The following is a 15,469-nucleotide window of genomic DNA, read 5'->3' as shown; positions in this document are numbered from 1 at the left end:
GTAGGGTGAGAGCCGTGACCACCGACGCGGATGTAGATGTCGTGCTCCCCTGCCTGAATGAGGCCGAGGCCCTCCCCTGGGTCCTGGCCCGGATTCCGGCCGGCTGGCGGGCCCTGGTCGTGGACAACGGCTCCACGGACGGATCGGCGGATGTCGCCCGATCGCTCGGGGCGACCGTCGTGCACGAGCCCCGGCGGGGTTTCGGCGCGGCCTGCCACGCGGGGCTGACGGCGGCCACCGCCGAGTTCGTGTGCTTCTGTGACTGCGACGCCTCCCTCGACCCGGGCCGGCTGGAACCCTTCGTTCGTGAGGTCCGCTCCGGCGCGGCCGACCTGGTGCTCGGCCGCAGGCGGCCGCAGAGCCGCGGCGCATGGCCTCCGCACGCCAGGGCCGGCAACCTTGCGCTCGCCCTGCTGCTGCGCCGCCGCACCGGTCTGCGCCTGCACGACCTCGGACCCCTGCGCGCCGCCCGCCGAGAGCCCCTGCTCGCCCTCGACCTCACCGACCGGCGCAGCGGCTACCCGCTCCAGATGGTGGTGCACGCCGCCGACGCGGGCTGGCGCATCGCCGAGCACGACGTGCCCTACCTGCCCCGCGCCGGCGCCTCGAAGGTGACGGGCACCTGGCGCGGCACCTGGCAGGCGGTACGGGACATGAGCCGCGTGCTGAACGAAACACCCGTACGCGAGAGGACGGCCCAGTGACCACCCTCCTCGTCATCGCCAAGGAGCCTGTGCCGGGCCGGGTCAAGACCCGGCTCACTCCGCCGTTCACTCCCTCGGAAGCCGCGGCCCTCGCCGAGGCCGCCCTCGCCGACACCCTGCGGACCGTGGCCGCCACGCCCGCCGCCCGCCACGTCCTCGTACTGGACGGCACTCCCGGTCCCTGGCTTCCGCCCGGTTTCGACGTCGTACGGCAGTGCACGGGCGGTCTCGACGAACGGCTCGCAGCCGCCTTCGCCGGGTGCGACGGCCCCGCCCTGCTGATCGGCATGGACACTCCCCAGGTGACGCCCAAGCTGCTCACCGTCGACTTCGCGGACTGCGACGCGTACTTCGGTCCGGCCGAGGACGGCGGCTTCTGGGCCCTCGGGTTGGCAGAGCCCGACCCCGCCCTGCTCCGGGGCGTGCCCATGTCGACGCCGGTCACCGGCGCCGTACAACGGGAGCGGCTCGTGCGCGCGGGGCTGCGCGTACGGGACCTGCCCCGCCTGCGGGACGTCGACACGGCCGCCGACGCCCACGCCGTCGCCGCACTCGCCCCGCACGGGACCTTCGCGGCACGGCTGGCCCGGTGCCGGGCGGCGACGCGCCCATGACCACGACGCCTGCCGCCTGGGCCGCCGCCGACCCGTACGCCACCGCCCTCCAGGCCGGTCGCGGCCCGCTGTTTCTGCGCCGCGCCGACGGATGGCTGCTACCGCTCGACGTCGAACGCTGGTGCGCGCATGCCGACCCGGTCGACCTGGACGTACTCAACCGGTGCGAGGGCACCGTGCTGGACGTCGGCTGCGGCCCCGGGCGGCTGGTCGCGGAACTCGCCGCGCGCGGCCGGACCGTCCTCGGCATCGACGTCAGCGAGACCGCCGTCCACCACGCCGTACGGCTGGGAGGCCAGGCACTGCGGCGCTCCGTCTTCGACTCCCTGCCCGGCGAGGGCCGCTGGGGCACCGTGCTGCTGATGGACGGCAACGTCGGCATCGGCGGCGATCCGCGCGCCCTGCTGAGGCGGGTGGCCGGGCTTCTCTCCCCCGGCGGTCTGCTGATCGCCGAGACCGCGCCGGTGGACATCGACGAGCGTGTCGAAGTGCAGGTCGTGGACGTCCCCCACGGCTGCGGATCGGACGGCACGTTCCCCTGGGCACGGCTCGGCACCCCGGCCCTGCTGCGGCACGCCCGCCGCACGAGGTGGAGGGCTGTCGGTCAGTGGACGGCCGACGGCCGCTGCTTCGTCGCCCTGCGCAGCCGCAGCGCCAGCAGCAGCGCCGAGGCCCCGAAGAGCACGGCGGTGATCAGCAGCCAGCGGGCCAGGAAGCCCTCCGGAGACAGTCCCGTGCCCAGGCGGTAACGCCGGTCCACCATCCCGCTGATCAGCGGGAACCACACCAGCAGGAGCAGGCCGGACAACGCTGCCGGGACACGGACGTACATCGCCCACTCCCTGTGCCCGGCCGCACCGAGCCCCCGTACGACGGCCCGGTCCGCCACCGCGTACAGCGGCAGCAGGACGAGGTCGTGCAGCAGCGCCGCCCCCACGAACCACACCGCCACCGCGAACCAGTCGTCGGCGAGGAGGCGCACGCCCGCGTAGCCGGCGAGGGCGAACGACGCGGCGAGCAGCAGAAGCTGGAACGAACTTCCGACGGGAATCCTCGGTCGCATCACAGGTCTCCGAACGTCATACGGGCCACCCACTTGGTGTTCAGCACGCCGGGCGCCGCGGGCACGATGATCCGCGCCGGGAAGCCGTGGTCGGGGGACAGGTCCTCGCCGTTGACGTACAGCGCGAGCAGGGAGCGTGGGTCGTCGACCTGGTTGGCCCGCAGGGCGGCACGGCGGAAGGCTCCGCGCCGCTGGAGGGACTCGACGAGCACGTCCGGCGGATCGTCGACGTACCCGACGAGCGCGGCGAGGTCGCGCAGCCGCACCCCGCGCCACCACTGGTCGGACGTCGACCAGCCCTCGACGCAGGCGATGGGCAACGCCGCGCTGTGCAGGGGAAGGCGGGCCAGCTGGGCCCGGCTCAGGCGGACGGTGCCCGTGCGTCCGGTCACGACGAGGCGCCAGGCGTCCTCGGTCGTCTCCGCCGCGTCGATTCCTGCGTACCGGGCCGTCTTGTTGATCTGGAAGCCGTTCGGGCCGCTGCCCGGGTCGGCTCCGCCGTGCGGGGCCAGCAGGGCGGTGCGCCGCAGCAGCCCGTCGAAGCTCTGCCCGACCGTGGTCGCGAACAGCAGCAGCGTGCCGCCCCCGACGAACCACAGGGCACCGCGCCGCGAGACGGTCGGCGGATCCGGGCGCGGGGAGACCAGATCGGACGGGACCGGATCAGAAGGGACCGGATCGGACGGGACCGGATCGGACGGGACCGGATCCGACGGTTCCTCCTCCCCGAGGCGGCGCAGGTTCCGTACAGCCGCCGGAGTCTTCAGGACGGCGTGGGCGACGAACGCGGCGAAGAACACCCACGCCCCGTAGAAGTGCAGGGTGTAGAAGGACCCCGGGAAGATGTAGTCCAGCTGGATGTTGAGCACGCCCGTCACGAACTCGAACAGCGCACCTCCGACCAGCAACAGCAGCGAGATCCGCTCAAGGGCGTGCGCGAGCGAGCGGGCCGGCGGCAGCGCGAACAGCCTCGGGATCACCGACCACAGCTTGGCCAGCAGCACGGGGACCAGCGTGATGCCGAGCGTGACGTGAACACCCTGGTTCAGCCGGTACAGCCAGTGCGGGTCGGTGGGCCAGGAGAAGAGGTAGAAGCCGAGGATCCCCTTGTCCGGGGTCTTGTCGTTCACCGGCGACAGGTTCGGGTTGTAGGCGGCGTAGGACACCAGCCCCGTCACGAACAACACCGTGATCCCGCCGAGCAGGACGACGCCCAGCACCGAGGTCAGCCACGGGCCGCGTAGGGGGCTGCGCCAGAAACCCGGCGAGGAAGGAGACCGTGTCATGGCTCGACCGTAGGTCCGACACACCCCCGGAACGGCTCCGCGACCCATGACGAAACGCTGACATCCGGCCCGGACGGAGGTACTTCAACCCATCGCCCGGCCTAGCGTGCGGATGTGACCCGCCCCCTCCTCCGCGATCTGTACGCCGCCCTGGCCGCCGCCCTCCTCGTCACGGCGGCCGTACTGGTCGGACGGCACATCCAGCACTCCCACCACATCCTGTTCGTCAACTGGCCACCGTTGTTCGCCACTTGGGACCCACACGTCGGCCCCGGCACCCCGGCCGCCGTCCTCGTGGCGGCGGCCGTGGTGGCGTACGGCCCCGCCCTCGCCGCCCGACTGCCCTGGCGGGCCCTGCTCGCGACGGCCTGGGCAACGGCAACGGCCTGGATCGCCTCCCTCGCCCTGATCGACGGCTGGCAGCGGGGCATCGCCGGCCGGCTCACTACCCGCCACGAATACCTTCAGGTCATCGACCGCTTCGACGACATCCCGGCCACCCTGCGGGACTTCACCCAGCACATCCTCATCGGCTCCCCCGACAACTGGCCCGCCCATGTCGCCGGGCACCCTCCGGCGGCGACCCTCACCTTCGTCCTCCTCGACCGGATCGGCCTGCGGGGCGGCGGCTGGGCCGGGGTGTGGTGCATCGCCGTCGGCGCCACGGCATGCGTGGCCGTGCTGGTCGCGGTACGGGCACTGGCCGATGAGAGCCTCGCGCGACGAGCGGCGCCCTTCCTGCTCCTGGCCCCCGCCGCGGTGTGGATGGGCACCTCGGCCGACGCGTACTTCGCGGCGGTCGCGGCGTGGGCCGTGGCGCTACTGGCACTCGCGGTCAGCGGAAGGTCGTCGTGGTGGGCGGCAGCGGCCGGACTCCTCTTCGGGCTCACCTGCTACCTCTCGTACGGCCTCACCCTCGTCGCCCTCATCGGCGCGGCGGTGCTACTGCTCGGCCGACGACGCGTCCGGGAACGGCCCATGCTGCTCGTGACGCTGCTCGCCGGTCTGGCCGTCGTGCCAACGGCCTTCACCCTCGCCGGGTTCGACTGGTGGGAGGCGTACCGCCTCCTCGTCACGCGCTACTACCAGGGCGTGGGCGGCATCCGCCCGTACGGCTACTGGGTATGGGCGAACCTCGCCTGCGCGGTCCTGATCACGGGCCTGGCGACAGCACCGGGGCTGCGGCGGACGGGTGCCGCCGTGCTGCTCCGGCGGCGCACCGAACCCCCCGAGCACGTCCGCCTCGCCCTCCTCGTGTCCGCGGCCCTCCTCGCTCTCCTGGCGGCCGACCTGTCCGGCATGAGCAAGGCCGAGACGGAACGCATCTGGCTCCCCTTCGCGGTGTGGCTACTGCCGGCCTGCGCGTTCCTCACCCGACCCCGCGCCTGGCTGGCCGCCCAGGCGGTACTCGCACTCCTCCTCAACCATCTGCTGCGCACCGGGTGGTGACGCCAGGCGGCAGCGAGGAAGGTGGAAGCGGAAGGTGGAGACATGACGATCGACGTGACGGCCGAGCGCGTGATCCCGCTGCCGCGCGAGAGTGTGGCCGCGTACGCAATGGACTGGCGGCACGACGCCGACTGGACCCAAGGCATCCGTACGGCCGAGCTGACGCGGGAGGCGGACGGCGGGGGCTTCGGCGTAGGGGCGGACGTCACCCGCACGGCGCACTTCCTGGGCCGCCGCATCGACTACGTGCTGCGAGTCGCCGCATACGACCCGCCCGGGCTGCTGGACATGGTCTCGGTGGCGGGCCCGATGCCGATGCACGTCACCTACACCTTCGAGCCCCACGCCGACGGCACCCTCGCCCACATCCGCGTCCGCGGCGGGAGCGGTGGCTTCTACCGCCTGGCCGCCCCCCTGCTCGCCCGCCAGGTGCGGGGCAACCTCGCCAAGGACCTGCGCGACCTGCATACACGGCTTGTGGAACAGGGGTGAGACGGCGATGGCGTACGACGAAGGACTAGCCGAGCGGATCCGGGAACGGCTGGGCACGGACCCGGAGATCAGCGAGAAAACGATGTTCGGCGGGCTCGCGTTTCTGTACCGCGGCAACATGGCCGTCGGCGTCACCGGCGACGACCTCATGGTCAGGGTCGGCCCGGAGGCGACGGACACGGCGCTGGCGCGGCCGGAGGCAAGGATCTTCGACATGACCGGCCGTCCGATGCGCGGCTGGGTCGTGGTGGAGGGCACCTCGGTCGCGGAGGACGAGGCGCTCGGCACCTGGGTCGACGAGGGACGCGCGTTCGCGGCGGGCCTGCCGCCCAAGTGAGGCACAGGCACGGCATGCGCAGCATATGACGCAGCACACCTTCGACTGCCGACGACTTCAGGCGCGGCCATCGGTCATACAACGGACTGCACCGGACCAGACGGGAGACACCACCGCCATGACCACCACCTCGACCACCGCCGTGAAGGGCCCCGCGAGCTACTTCCCCTCCATCGAGAAGAAGTACGGCCGCCCGATCACGGACTGGCAGGACCTCATCCGCTCCTCGCCGCTGACCCGGCACATAGAGCTGGTCAACTGGCTGAAGTCCGAACACGGGCTGGGCCACGGCCACGCCAACGCACTCGTCGCCCACACGCTCGCGGAGCACACCGGCGAGTGAGGCGCGCAGCCGCATACGGTCTGCCGCAGCCAGGTGGCCGGGTAACACGCGCTCAATGCGGCTGCGGTCAGCGGTCATCTCCTGAGTTGCTCGTGCGCCGCTGAGTTCTCCTCGGTGTGCGCCTGCAATGACGCCATTGCCACCACCACTCGCTTCCAGACCTGGAGCAGCCGCAAGTCACCTGCAAGGGCTCTCCGCGCCTCCGGGAGAACCGCGTGCCCACAGCGTGCCCGTAAGGGCGGACAACCACGGTCATCAGCGGTGCGGGACCCGTGCTCTTCGTGCCACTCGCTCACCGTCAGGGCAGCGAACTCCCGGCCTGCTCACTCGTCTTCAAACCCTGGGTTCGGGATGTCTAAGTTGGCAGCCAGCAACGTACGGCCGTATGTGAGGCCGGTCAGCGGCAGAGCTCCATGATGGTGTCATCGAAGTGTGGGAACTCTTGGGTCGCTTGCTTAACGACGGCAGCCGCCGACTGCTTGTGGTCGGCCGCGAATCGTTCGGCGACAGCCGTTAGTTCCTGGTTGTGGCGCGGGGTCCAGTCGGGTTCGTATGAAGTGGCTGCTTCCCATGGGCCGTATCCCCCGGCTAGCAGCCACAAGAAGGCACCCAGGTCACGAGCCACGACACCGATCTCGCCCTCGGAACCAAGGAAGACCACGGGCTGGTCGATGAGCGGGCGGTTCGGCCGGATGAGCCAGAAGGCCGCGTATCCGCCGGTGCCGTCCTGGCCGAACACACGGAAGCAGTCGCCGTTCAACTCCGCGTTGCCCGTCCAGGCGCGGAACCAGTCGGTGGTCTCTTCGATGGACAGGAAGGCCGGGAATGGCTCGAAGTCCACACCGTTGCCGTCGTCATAGTCGAACGGGAGCACGAGTGCGGCGGCGAGGGCCTCAGGGAATCGCCGATCGTCGGTAAGAGTCACGCGGTCACGCTAGCGACCACCACTGACACTGAGGCTCGGAGGCACCACGTCTGCTGATCTGCCCCACCGCCGACCGAACACCTCCCGTGGCCGAGCGCGTCGAGCATCAGCAGGTCCACAGACTGCCCGACTCGCCGGAAGCTTACGGGGCAATGATCACTCGCCCCATGGCAGCTCCCGCCCAAAGTCGCTCCGCCGATCGCGCGATACGCTCACCGCCCGTATAGGCAGGCCAAGGCCGCAAGGGGGAGAAGCCGTGCAGCTCACCGTGCACTGGGGGGATCTATGGGCGCCTGCTTCGATGATTGTCCTGAGCGTCATCCTCAGCCTGGTAACTCGTCGGTGGCGGCACAGGCGCCAGGCCGCAGTGAGGTGGCGCTCACGGACTCACTGGGAATGGTTGCCGTTCATGTTCGGGCTGGTCGTAGCGATCGCAGAGGTCTCACAACTCCTTGACGTACCCGATCCTTGGATCACGATCTCTGAGGTGATTGCCCGTGCGCTCGCCCTCACCACTGTGTTCATGGCCGTCCGAACGGTGTTCATCCTCTTCATGCGCGGCACCCGACTCTTGTTCCGACGCAGAGGGGCGGAGAGCAGTAGCTGAAGAGAACCAATAGCCCGAGGTGCTGGCTGAGCCGATGCGCTACTCGACGACGAACGCGACAGGTTTCAGCTCTGCGGTACAGCAGAGAAGTACAGCAACCGAAGCGACCGAGGCCGGCTGTCATCGACTTGCGGCAAATGGCAAGGTCCGCGGGCCGTGCCACTCTCGTGCCAGAACGGACGGGGTCTCACGGGGAATCGCGGTACGACACGGGACTCAGCGACAGATCCCGGCCGCCTACGCGGCCACCCCTATCCTGCTCAATCTTGTCGAGCACGGCCGACGGTCGCGCATCAAAGACGCAGCTCTCGGCCTCCTCTTTGACGCACTGTGCTCCCTGCCGCCCGTCGGCCACAATCGGGTGGACACCCCCCACGGCACCAACGTCCCACTCTGCTGCGCCATAGCGCGGCGCATCCGCGGCCGTCACGCTGTCCTTCGCGCCCACGGACGTTTCGGCAGGCAACTCCTCGCAGAAGCAGAGCATCACTGGCAGTTGACCATCGAGGAGACGGAGCTCCAACCCGACGGCACTCTCACGACCATCGCCATACTCGAAGGCACGCCGCTCCCACCGTCGGCTGAGGCCGAACTGCACGTGCCGTCCTTCGTCCAACCTGCTGCGACGGTATGTATCGAAGCCCTGATGGCCGACTCGTCCGGCGCCGCGTGCCTCCAACTCAAGCAAACACCGACCAGGATCATCCCGGGATCAACCCTGTACGCGGCCGAATGCGGCCTCCGCGAACACTGAACGCCGCGCCATCCGCTCTCTGAAACAGCCGCACCACAACCGCACCAGATCGAGCGGGGAACGGCGGGGACTCACGGTGAAAGCAACCGAGCCCCACAGGGCCACGCCTCAGCCGTTCGCCCAGTTCAGCCCACCAACTGACCCCAGAGTGCCCCAGCTTCCCAAGCTGAGAGTGCGAGTTCGATTCTCGTCACCCGCTCCAGAGAGAAACCCCAGGTCAGTGGCCTGGGGTTTGTTTATTGTCTAGTCCAATTTGGGGGTGGCGCGCCCTCTGCGTGCCCTAAGTCGAGGGCCCAATTGGAGGGTCTTCGGGGGTGGGTCCAAGTCGCGTACGCGAAGAGACAGTTCACGCTGGGCGGCAGAGCACAGGTGTGTCTACTTCGGAGGACCCGGCTGATGACCGTGGCACCGCCTCAGCGCCCAGCCCAGGCCGGTGGCCGGAAGGGACCAGCCGCTGCCGACTGGCGCACCTGGATCGCCCGGGAACACACCCCCACCCCAGGCCGCCCGACCCTCTACGCCCTGCCCAGAGGTACGCCCACCAGGACCCCTGGCATGACGCGCTCCGAGGAGTACACGGCCGCCCTGCTCGCCGCCCTCGACGAACCGACCGGAACGGAGCAACCCGCCTTTGGGCCGACGCGAAGTCGCCGCTGTCCTCGCCTGCATCGGCCGCCTCGCCCGCGCACCATCCGCACCGGCACGGGCGAAACCCGTGACCAGATCGCCCAGTGGCAGGAGCTGCTCGACGATGCCGCCTGATTTCGTCGAACGGCGGGTACGCCAGGGCCTGACCAGGGATCCGATCGTCCCCGTCCTCCCACGTACGCCAGATCCGTACCGTTTCAACCCCGTCGGGCGCGTAGTAGCCCAACGCGGCGCGGTCGGAGGCCGTCAGCCCGTCGAACTCCGCGGCTTGTACGCGCGGGCGGGCCCCGCCGTCCGCACACGGGCCGGCCAACCGGCTCGGCAAGGTCATCCGTCTTGAAAGAATGCTAGTATCCGCCCGCTTGTTCGGGGGGATGGGGCCCTCCGTTGGGGAGGGGAACCAAGTGACTCGTCATACCTTCATGCGTGGCTCTCTTGCCACGCTCATCGGGTTGGCGCTCTCTATGTCCGCCGTGCCGCTGGTGGCGCCCGCGCACGCGGATACCGCGACGGAGACCATCGTTCCGGCCACCATGCGCACGACTCCGCGCCCGGCGTATCTGCAGAGCGCGGGGGCCTCCGGCTTCCTTGAGTACCGCTCCACCGCCGAGGGTTCCGGCCTCTGGTGGACCAGCTACGACGGCAGCCGAAAGCCGGTGGAAGGCGGCGAGGGACTCGCGCCGCGCACTGCGGGTGCGTACGGCACCGGTTCGGACGTCGTCGCCCTTCGCCCGTCCCAGAGCAGTGGTGGGCAAGTCCTGCTCCGGGACATGGGAACCGGTACGACGGAGACCGTGGCCGTCCCGGCGGGCCAGAGCTATCTGCAGACGTACGGACGTACGGTCCTGACCAGCACGTCGACGGGTGGGGAACGGACTCGGCTGTTCCTGCTGCACAACGAGAACGGCAGCACGGTGCAGAAGCCCGTGACCGGACTCCCGGACGGGACGGTCTTCCCCTTCTTTCCCAGGGGTTCCGCCTCTGGCATCCTCGTCAACTACTACGGCCCGGACCGGGTCTTCCAGTACGCCTGGGTGGATGCGGAGACCGGTGCCGCCACGATCCTGCCTCCACAGGTGGCGAACATGGACACCGTGGTGGGATCCGACTACCTGGTCAACTGGTACGACACGTCCCGGGTACGGGTGTACGCCAAGGGTGCCTACGACGCGCCCGCGCACGAGGTCGCGTTCCCCCACACCTCCGACAACAAGATCCTCGGCGTCGTCGGTGACGCGCTCGTCGTCGCGCGGCGCAGCGACTCCTCCGTCTGGAGCGTGTCAGCGCTGCCCTTCGACGGCTCCGCAGAGCTGCCCCTGGTCGAGCGGGCGGATCTCGCTGCCGTCGTGACCCCCGACGGCGGCCTGGTCCTCGCCGGCGGAGAGTCCTCTCTGGACTACGGCATCGCCAAGGTCGAAGCGGGGGCCGACGGTATGCCCCGGGCCCGCCGGATCGTGGACCTTCCGGCCGTGCCCATGGGGATCGAGTCGCTCGATCTGAGCGGCGGCGAGCTGACGACCTACGAGTCCGGCGACGGGGCGACGCACCTGTACAGCCGGTCGCTGGCCACGGCGGGGACCCTGACGGCGGGCACGCGCACGGACCGGGGAGCGACCCCGAGGTGCGGGGTCATGGCCGGGGACTACGGGGACTGTCCCGACCTGTCGGGTACGGGTGACGGCCGGGCGGTCATCCGGAACACGGCCGGGGAGGTCTCCGTCCTGGACCGGGGGCAGTCCCTTCCCGGCACCGTGTTGACCTCCGGCCTCCGGGACGACCATGGCCTCGTGGACGTCGAGGGCCGGTATGCGGCCTGGCGTGGGCCCTCGCCCGCGGGAGACGGCCTGATGGTGGCGGATCTGGACACACGGAAGGTCGTGCTCACCCGCACGGGCGCGGCCGGTGCGGTCCCCTCCGCCCTGTGGGGGGAGACGCTGTGGACGGCGGCCAGGGACGGCGGTGTCACGGCCACGGAGGTGCGTTCGGGCAACACGATCACGTCGTTCCGGGTGGTCGGCAGCGGCTGCGGAGTGGGCGACTTCCAGGCGGTGGGACGCTGGGTGTACTGGTCCGGCTCGTGCGATCTTCCCCAGGGCAGCGTGCAGAAGGCCTTTGTGTACGACACCCGTAGGAAGACGCTCATCGCCGTGCCCACCGGGGGAGAGAAGCACCTGGGCGACGGCTTCCTGGTCACGCGTGACTCCGGATCCGGGGCGCTGACCCTCACGGACGTCACGAGCGGCTCCGCGGTGAGCCGGACCCTGGCGGCCAAGGCCGGAAAGTGGGACGTCGATCCGTACACCGGCCTGGTCGGTTACGTGGACCCGGCCTCCCAGGACATCCATGTCGTACGGAGCGGTATCCCCGCCACGGACATCGCGGTCCTGGGAGCGAGGACGGAACCTTCGGTCAGCCTGGTGGACTCGGCGTCCTCGTGGGACGGCACATGGTGGCTGTCGAAGACGGCCGCCTCGTGGACGCTGGTGCTCAGGAACAAGGCGACCGGGGCCACCGTGCGGACGCTGTCCGGTGGCGCCGCGCACGACGCGGTCCATGCGTCGTGGAACGGCAGGACGTCGACGGGCGCGTATGTGCCGAACGGCACGTACAACTGGACGCTGACGGTGGCCCCGGCCGACCAGCACGGTGCGTCGGCGACGGCGTCCGGCTCGCTGAAGCTGACCGGCGGTGCCGCGGTGAGACGCGACCATGTCGGGTCCGACGGCATCGGTGACCTGCTCACGCTCACCTCCCAGGGTGCGCTCTCCTTCCACCGGGGCGACGGCGCCGGGAAGTTCTCGACGAAGACCTCGGCTTCGGGCTGGCCGGCGTCGACCACGGTGGTGCCGTTCGGAGACCTGAACGGCGACCGCTGCAACGACGTGCTCGTGCGGCTCAGCAGCGGTGCGCTGCGGGCATACCGCCCGGGGTGCGGCAAAGCGCTGACGACATCCACGCCGTACACCACGCTGGGAACGTCGGGCTGGAACCAGTACAACGTGCTGACCTCACCGGGCGACATCACCGGTGACGGCCGGGCGGACCTGATCGCCCGCCAGGCGTCCACCAGTGACATCTACCTGTACAAGGCCACAAGCAGCGGAAAGCTCTCGGCACGGGTGAAGGTCTTCTCCAAGTGGTCCGGTTACAAGAAGATCATCGGCGTCGGCGACCTCAACGGTGACGGGTACGGAGACCTGCTGGCGCAGGACACATCGAACAAGCTGTGGCGGTACGCGGGCGCGGCGACCGGCGGCTTCAAGGCACGGGTCAAGGTGGCCGACAACTGGGGTGCCTCCTACAACGTCGTGGTGGGCGTCGGCGACATCACCGGGGACGGGAGGGCGGACATCGTCTCCCGCGACACCTCCGGCAAGCTGTGGCGCAACAACGGCGACGGCAAGGGCTCATTCGGTCCCCGCACCGGGATCGCCGCCGGCTGGCAGGGATACAAGGCCCTGTACTGACCACCTGTGACAGGTCGCGTCCGAGGGAGTGCCCACCCCCCGACCCCAGAGCCCGCAAGCTCACCTGGGTCGGGGCGTGCCGACGGGTGCCTTCCGCAGGTCAACACGGCTCTTGGCATGGGCCGGTTGCGGACGTCGCCCACATGGGTGAAGATCAAAGTGCCCCAATCGAGGCAATCCGTGAAAGGGGAACCACATGCGCATTCGACGAACCTTCGCCGCCGTCATCGCCACGGCAGCCCTCGCCGGACTCGGCCTCACAGGCGCCGCCACCGCAGCACAGGCTGCCCCATCCGACGTCACCCCTTCCGAGTGCAAGCAGGGCGGCGGAACGGCCGATCTGACGGACAACCTCTGCAAGGGCGGTACGCACGACGGGGAGAAGGTCGACTAAAACCCCACAAGGCGCCCCGCAGCCACGCGCCGCGGGGCGCTCCCGCGCGAGCTGGCCGGGAGAGTCGCAGGGACTGTGCCGACCCGTCGGGCACGCCAGGTCCGAGTCGGCCCGGAAGCATGCGGCGGGTGGGAGCTCCCGAACGCCGTCGCGCGCGAGCGCAGCGAGCTGCCAAGGTTTGCGCGGCCGTAGGCCGCACCTTCTCCGGCGGAGATCGCGGCGCGGCTCGGAATCGCCGAGGGCGAGCTGTGTGTCCGGACGACGTACGAGTTCCTGGCGGACGGCAGGCCAGTGCAGCTGTCGACGAGTTGGGAGCCGTACGACCTCACCGCCGGCACTCTCGTCGTCCTCCCTGAGGGAGGGCCCCACGCGGGGGCGGGCGTGGTGAACCGCATGGCCGTAATCGGGGTCACCGTCAGCCACGCCGTGGAGCAGCCGGAGCCAAGGCAGGCGACTGCCGAGGAGGCATCACTGCTCGGCATCCAGAAGGCCGCGCTCGTCACGCACATCCGGCGGACGTACTACAGCGTCCAGGGGCGACCCGTGGAGACGGCGGACATCGTGGTGCCCGTCGCTCATTGCGAGATCGTCCATGAGATCCCGATCAACCGTTGGCGGGCGGGCGACCGACGGCGTCCGCGTCGGTCAGCGGGTGCGGAGACTGCTGGTGTACACGTCCGTACGGTTCTGTGGTGCGCCGGAGTGGGTCTTGGTGAGCACCGCCCGTACTCCCTTGCCGTCTGCCACCAGGCCTTGGTAGTCGCCGAGGAAGTAGCCCCCGGCGAACGGCGCCTGCAGCCAGTCGAAGACCCGCGAGATCCGTCGTTCGGTCCGGAGCTTCGGGTTTCCGTGCTGCAGCGTGGCCAGTTGGTAGGCGGTGGGCAGGGTGGTGGTGTTGCCGGGCTTGAGGAAGCGCAGGTCGTAGTAAGTGAGCGCGACCGTTCCCCGCTCGGTGACCGCGATCGACGGTGAGAAGGCCGGAACGCCCTTGGGGCTGATCAACTCCGGGGTCCCCCAGGTGCGTCCGCCGTCGGTGGACCGCACAAGCTGCACGGAGTCGAACTTTCCACCGGAGAAGTCCGAGCCCTCGTAGGCCATGTACAGCGTGCCTGTCTTGGGGTCGACGGCCGGGCTCGGCAGGGTGGCCGCGGCGCGCAGCAGTTTGGTGGGGTCGTTCGGGTCGACCTCCGGTACGGAGGTGTCCCGGGCCACAGTGACCGGGGCGCTCCAGGTCTCTCCGGCGTCGGTCGAGGTGACCACCTCGTAGCGGGCTTCGACGACGGTGCTCAGGTCGTCGGAGTAGGTGATCCGGTCGAAGAAGTCGTACAGGGTGCCGGTGCGCCGGTCGACGACGATCAGATGGCCGATGGTCTGGGTGTTGGGCACGGTGCTGGTGTCGACGAACGGCCGGGCCTTGCTCCAGGTGCGGCCGCCGTCGCGGGTGAGGGAGATGTAGCCGGGACCGTCGAGGGAGCTGGGGCCGGGTGGGTCGTTGTCGAGGCGGTTCCAGACCTGGTAGGCGGTGCCCTTGCGGATCGGGTCGGCGGTGAGTGAGGGCTTGTCGTTGAAAAACGGCTGCTCGTCGACGTGCGTGGTGGTGAGGTTCTGCCAAGTGCGGCCGCCGTCGCGGGATGTGACTGCCAGGAGGGCGCTGCGCGTGCTCTTCGTGAAGTCGACGCCCTCCCCGCCGGCGTAGACCGTGCCGTCCGGTCCGGTGCTCACCCAGGGGTCGGAGGCCCGTTCGTAGTCCGCGCCGCCGGGGGCGCACAGGCTGAACGGCAGCGTGCTCCGGTGGAAGGTGTGGCCGTCCGTGGTCCAGCCGGCCACCAGGCCACGGGCGCCGCCGTCGTTCCAGCGGTCCTGCTGGAACACGGTGACCACGCGTTTGGGGTCGCGCGGATCGACGGACAGGTACGGCTCGACCTCGGTGGCCGGGTAGACGATGCTGTCGGGGGACCTCGCTCCGATGGTGCACTTCGCGTACGGATCGCCGTGGGACACCTTGACCAGTGGTGTGCCGTCGGAGTTCCGGTCTGCTGCGGCGGGAGTCGCGCCGGTGAGCGTGCCGAGCAGGAGCGCGGCGGTGGTGACGGCGGTCAGGGGCAGGAAGACACGCATGCGGGATCTCCTCCGGGCCTGTCGGCCGGGGTACGGGACCGCCGTCATCGGGGCGGCCTGGGGCGCGGAGGCGTACCGGAACGCGAGGGTGGGGCAACTCCGCTTGGTCCTTTTCGGCGTTGCAGCCGGTGCCCTTGATGGGCCGAACGACGGAGTCATCCCCGGGGTCGTCCAGGGCCTGTCCGGCGGATCAGGTTGCAGGGAAGCACCGGCACCTCGTAGGTGCCGGTGAGCGGGGCTTGGTGCGTGCGGCTGCAAGGCGGAGGAG

At 70.0% G+C, this 15,469-nt stretch carries 13 protein-coding genes and 2 pseudogenes; 11 read left to right on the top strand and 4 right to left on the bottom strand.

Annotated elements, in window-relative coordinates; all coding sequences use genetic code 11:
* Nucleotides 1-5 precede the first annotated feature (5 nt).
* From AB0D57_RS08805 to AB0D57_RS08795, 3 genes are read left to right on the top strand one after another with little or no spacing between them, the layout of a single operon-like run.
* On the top strand, nt 6-704 hold the full coding sequence (locus AB0D57_RS08805) for a glycosyltransferase family 2 protein (protein WP_093912214.1): 699 nt from the start codon (nt 6-8) through the stop codon (nt 702-704).
* Complete coding sequence (locus AB0D57_RS08800) at nt 701-1,318, top strand: DUF2064 domain-containing protein (protein WP_362068977.1); 618 nt, start codon at nt 701-703, stop codon at nt 1,316-1,318. The genes AB0D57_RS08805 and AB0D57_RS08800 overlap by 4 nt, the downstream gene beginning before the upstream one ends.
* Nucleotides 1,315-2,067 (top strand): methyltransferase domain-containing protein, encoded by a 753-nt coding sequence (locus AB0D57_RS08795; protein ID WP_362068973.1) that lies wholly within the window; start codon nt 1,315-1,317, stop codon nt 2,065-2,067. The genes AB0D57_RS08800 and AB0D57_RS08795 overlap by 4 nt, the downstream gene beginning before the upstream one ends.
* Before the next feature lie 313 nt (nt 2,068-2,380).
* Here AB0D57_RS08795 and AB0D57_RS08790 read toward each other — a convergent pair whose 3' ends face one another.
* Nucleotides 2,381-3,667, bottom strand: a complete 1,287-nt coding sequence (locus AB0D57_RS08790; protein WP_362068970.1) for a molybdopterin-dependent oxidoreductase — start codon at nt 3,665-3,667, stop codon at nt 2,381-2,383.
* Nucleotides 3,668-3,781: 114 nt separating this feature from the next.
* Between AB0D57_RS08790 and AB0D57_RS08785 the strand changes: the two genes are divergently transcribed.
* The 4 genes from AB0D57_RS08785 to AB0D57_RS08770 all read left to right on the top strand — a co-directional run bounded on the left by AB0D57_RS08785 (nt 3,782) and on the right by AB0D57_RS08770 (nt 6,288).
* A complete protein-coding gene (locus tag AB0D57_RS08785; protein WP_362068967.1) occupies nt 3,782-5,116 on the top strand; it encodes a hypothetical protein in 1,335 nt (444 codons plus the stop codon).
* Between the two features lie 42 nt (nt 5,117-5,158).
* On the top strand, nt 5,159-5,608 hold the full coding sequence (locus AB0D57_RS08780; RefSeq protein WP_362068964.1) for an SRPBCC family protein: 450 nt from the start codon (nt 5,159-5,161) through the stop codon (nt 5,606-5,608).
* Nucleotides 5,609-5,615: 7 nt separating this feature from the next.
* Nucleotides 5,616-5,945, top strand: coding sequence for a TfoX/Sxy family protein (locus AB0D57_RS08775; RefSeq protein ID WP_362068961.1), 330 nt, complete (start codon nt 5,616-5,618; stop codon nt 5,943-5,945).
* 118 nt (nt 5,946-6,063) lie between these two features.
* Complete coding sequence (locus tag AB0D57_RS08770) at nt 6,064-6,288, top strand: DUF4287 domain-containing protein (RefSeq protein WP_362068958.1); 225 nt, start codon at nt 6,064-6,066, stop codon at nt 6,286-6,288.
* Between the two features lie 397 nt (nt 6,289-6,685).
* On the opposite strand, the gene AB0D57_RS08765 is transcribed toward AB0D57_RS08770, so the two are convergent.
* Together AB0D57_RS08765 and AB0D57_RS08760 are read right to left on the bottom strand one after the other, a co-directional pair.
* Entirely contained in the window at nt 6,686-7,213 is a 528-nt protein-coding gene (locus tag AB0D57_RS08765; RefSeq protein ID WP_362068955.1) for an SMI1/KNR4 family protein, read from the bottom strand.
* A gap of 794 nt (nt 7,214-8,007) precedes the next feature.
* A complete protein-coding gene (locus AB0D57_RS08760; protein WP_362068952.1) occupies nt 8,008-8,418 on the bottom strand; it encodes a hypothetical protein in 411 nt (136 codons plus the stop codon).
* A 609-nt stretch (nt 8,419-9,027) separates the two neighbouring features.
* Between AB0D57_RS08760 and AB0D57_RS08755 the strand changes: the two are divergent.
* The 4 genes and pseudogenes from AB0D57_RS08755 to AB0D57_RS08740 all read left to right on the top strand — a co-directional run.
* Nucleotides 9,028-9,195: pseudogene (locus AB0D57_RS08755) on the top strand (helix-turn-helix domain-containing protein); the annotation flags it as partial.
* Nucleotides 9,196-9,644: 449 nt separating this feature from the next.
* Nucleotides 9,645-12,689: a VCBS repeat-containing protein gene (locus AB0D57_RS08750; RefSeq protein ID WP_362068949.1), complete on the top strand. Its 3,045-nt coding sequence runs from the start codon at nt 9,645-9,647 to the stop codon at nt 12,687-12,689.
* Between the two features lie 196 nt (nt 12,690-12,885).
* Nucleotides 12,886-13,083 carry a hypothetical protein gene (locus AB0D57_RS08745; RefSeq protein WP_362068946.1) on the top strand — a complete coding sequence of 66 codons (198 nt, stop codon included), beginning with the start codon at nt 12,886-12,888 and terminating at the stop codon, nt 13,081-13,083.
* 198 nt (nt 13,084-13,281) lie between these two features.
* Nucleotides 13,282-13,695: pseudogene (locus tag AB0D57_RS08740) on the top strand (UTRA domain-containing protein); the annotation flags it as partial.
* A 33-nt stretch (nt 13,696-13,728) separates the two neighbouring features.
* On the opposite strand, the gene AB0D57_RS08735 reads toward AB0D57_RS08740, so the two are convergent.
* A complete protein-coding gene (locus AB0D57_RS08735) occupies nt 13,729-15,201 on the bottom strand; it encodes a sialidase family protein (protein WP_362068943.1) in 1,473 nt (490 codons plus the stop codon).
* Between the last annotated feature and the right edge of the window lie 268 nt (nt 15,202-15,469).

Origin of the sequence: Streptomyces sp. NPDC048275, from assembly GCF_040652275.1 — a bacterium.
GTDB lineage: Bacteria > Actinomycetota > Actinomycetes > Streptomycetales > Streptomycetaceae > Streptomyces.
Note: the sequence above shows the minus strand (reverse complement) of the source record. Positions and strands in the feature narration are given on the sequence as shown.

Excerpts from the sequence above, each read along its gene's own strand:
- AB0D57_RS08795 (WP_362068973.1), top strand. The coding sequence starts at position 1,315 with ATGACCACGACGCCTGCCGCCTGGGCCGCCGCCGACCCGTACGCCACC.
- AB0D57_RS08790 (WP_362068970.1), bottom strand. The coding sequence starts at position 3,667 with ATGACACGGTCTCCTTCCTCGCCGGGTTTCTGGCGCAGCCCCCTACGC.
- AB0D57_RS08780 (WP_362068964.1), top strand. The coding sequence starts at position 5,159 with ATGACGATCGACGTGACGGCCGAGCGCGTGATCCCGCTGCCGCGCGAG.
- AB0D57_RS08775 (WP_362068961.1), top strand. The coding sequence starts at position 5,616 with ATGGCGTACGACGAAGGACTAGCCGAGCGGATCCGGGAACGGCTGGGC.
- AB0D57_RS08770 (WP_362068958.1), top strand. The coding sequence starts at position 6,064 with ATGACCACCACCTCGACCACCGCCGTGAAGGGCCCCGCGAGCTACTTC.
- AB0D57_RS08750 (WP_362068949.1), top strand. The coding sequence starts at position 9,645 with ATGCGTGGCTCTCTTGCCACGCTCATCGGGTTGGCGCTCTCTATGTCC.
- AB0D57_RS08745 (WP_362068946.1), top strand. The coding sequence starts at position 12,886 with ATGCGCATTCGACGAACCTTCGCCGCCGTCATCGCCACGGCAGCCCTC.
- AB0D57_RS08735 (WP_362068943.1), bottom strand. The coding sequence starts at position 15,201 with ATGCGTGTCTTCCTGCCCCTGACCGCCGTCACCACCGCCGCGCTCCTG.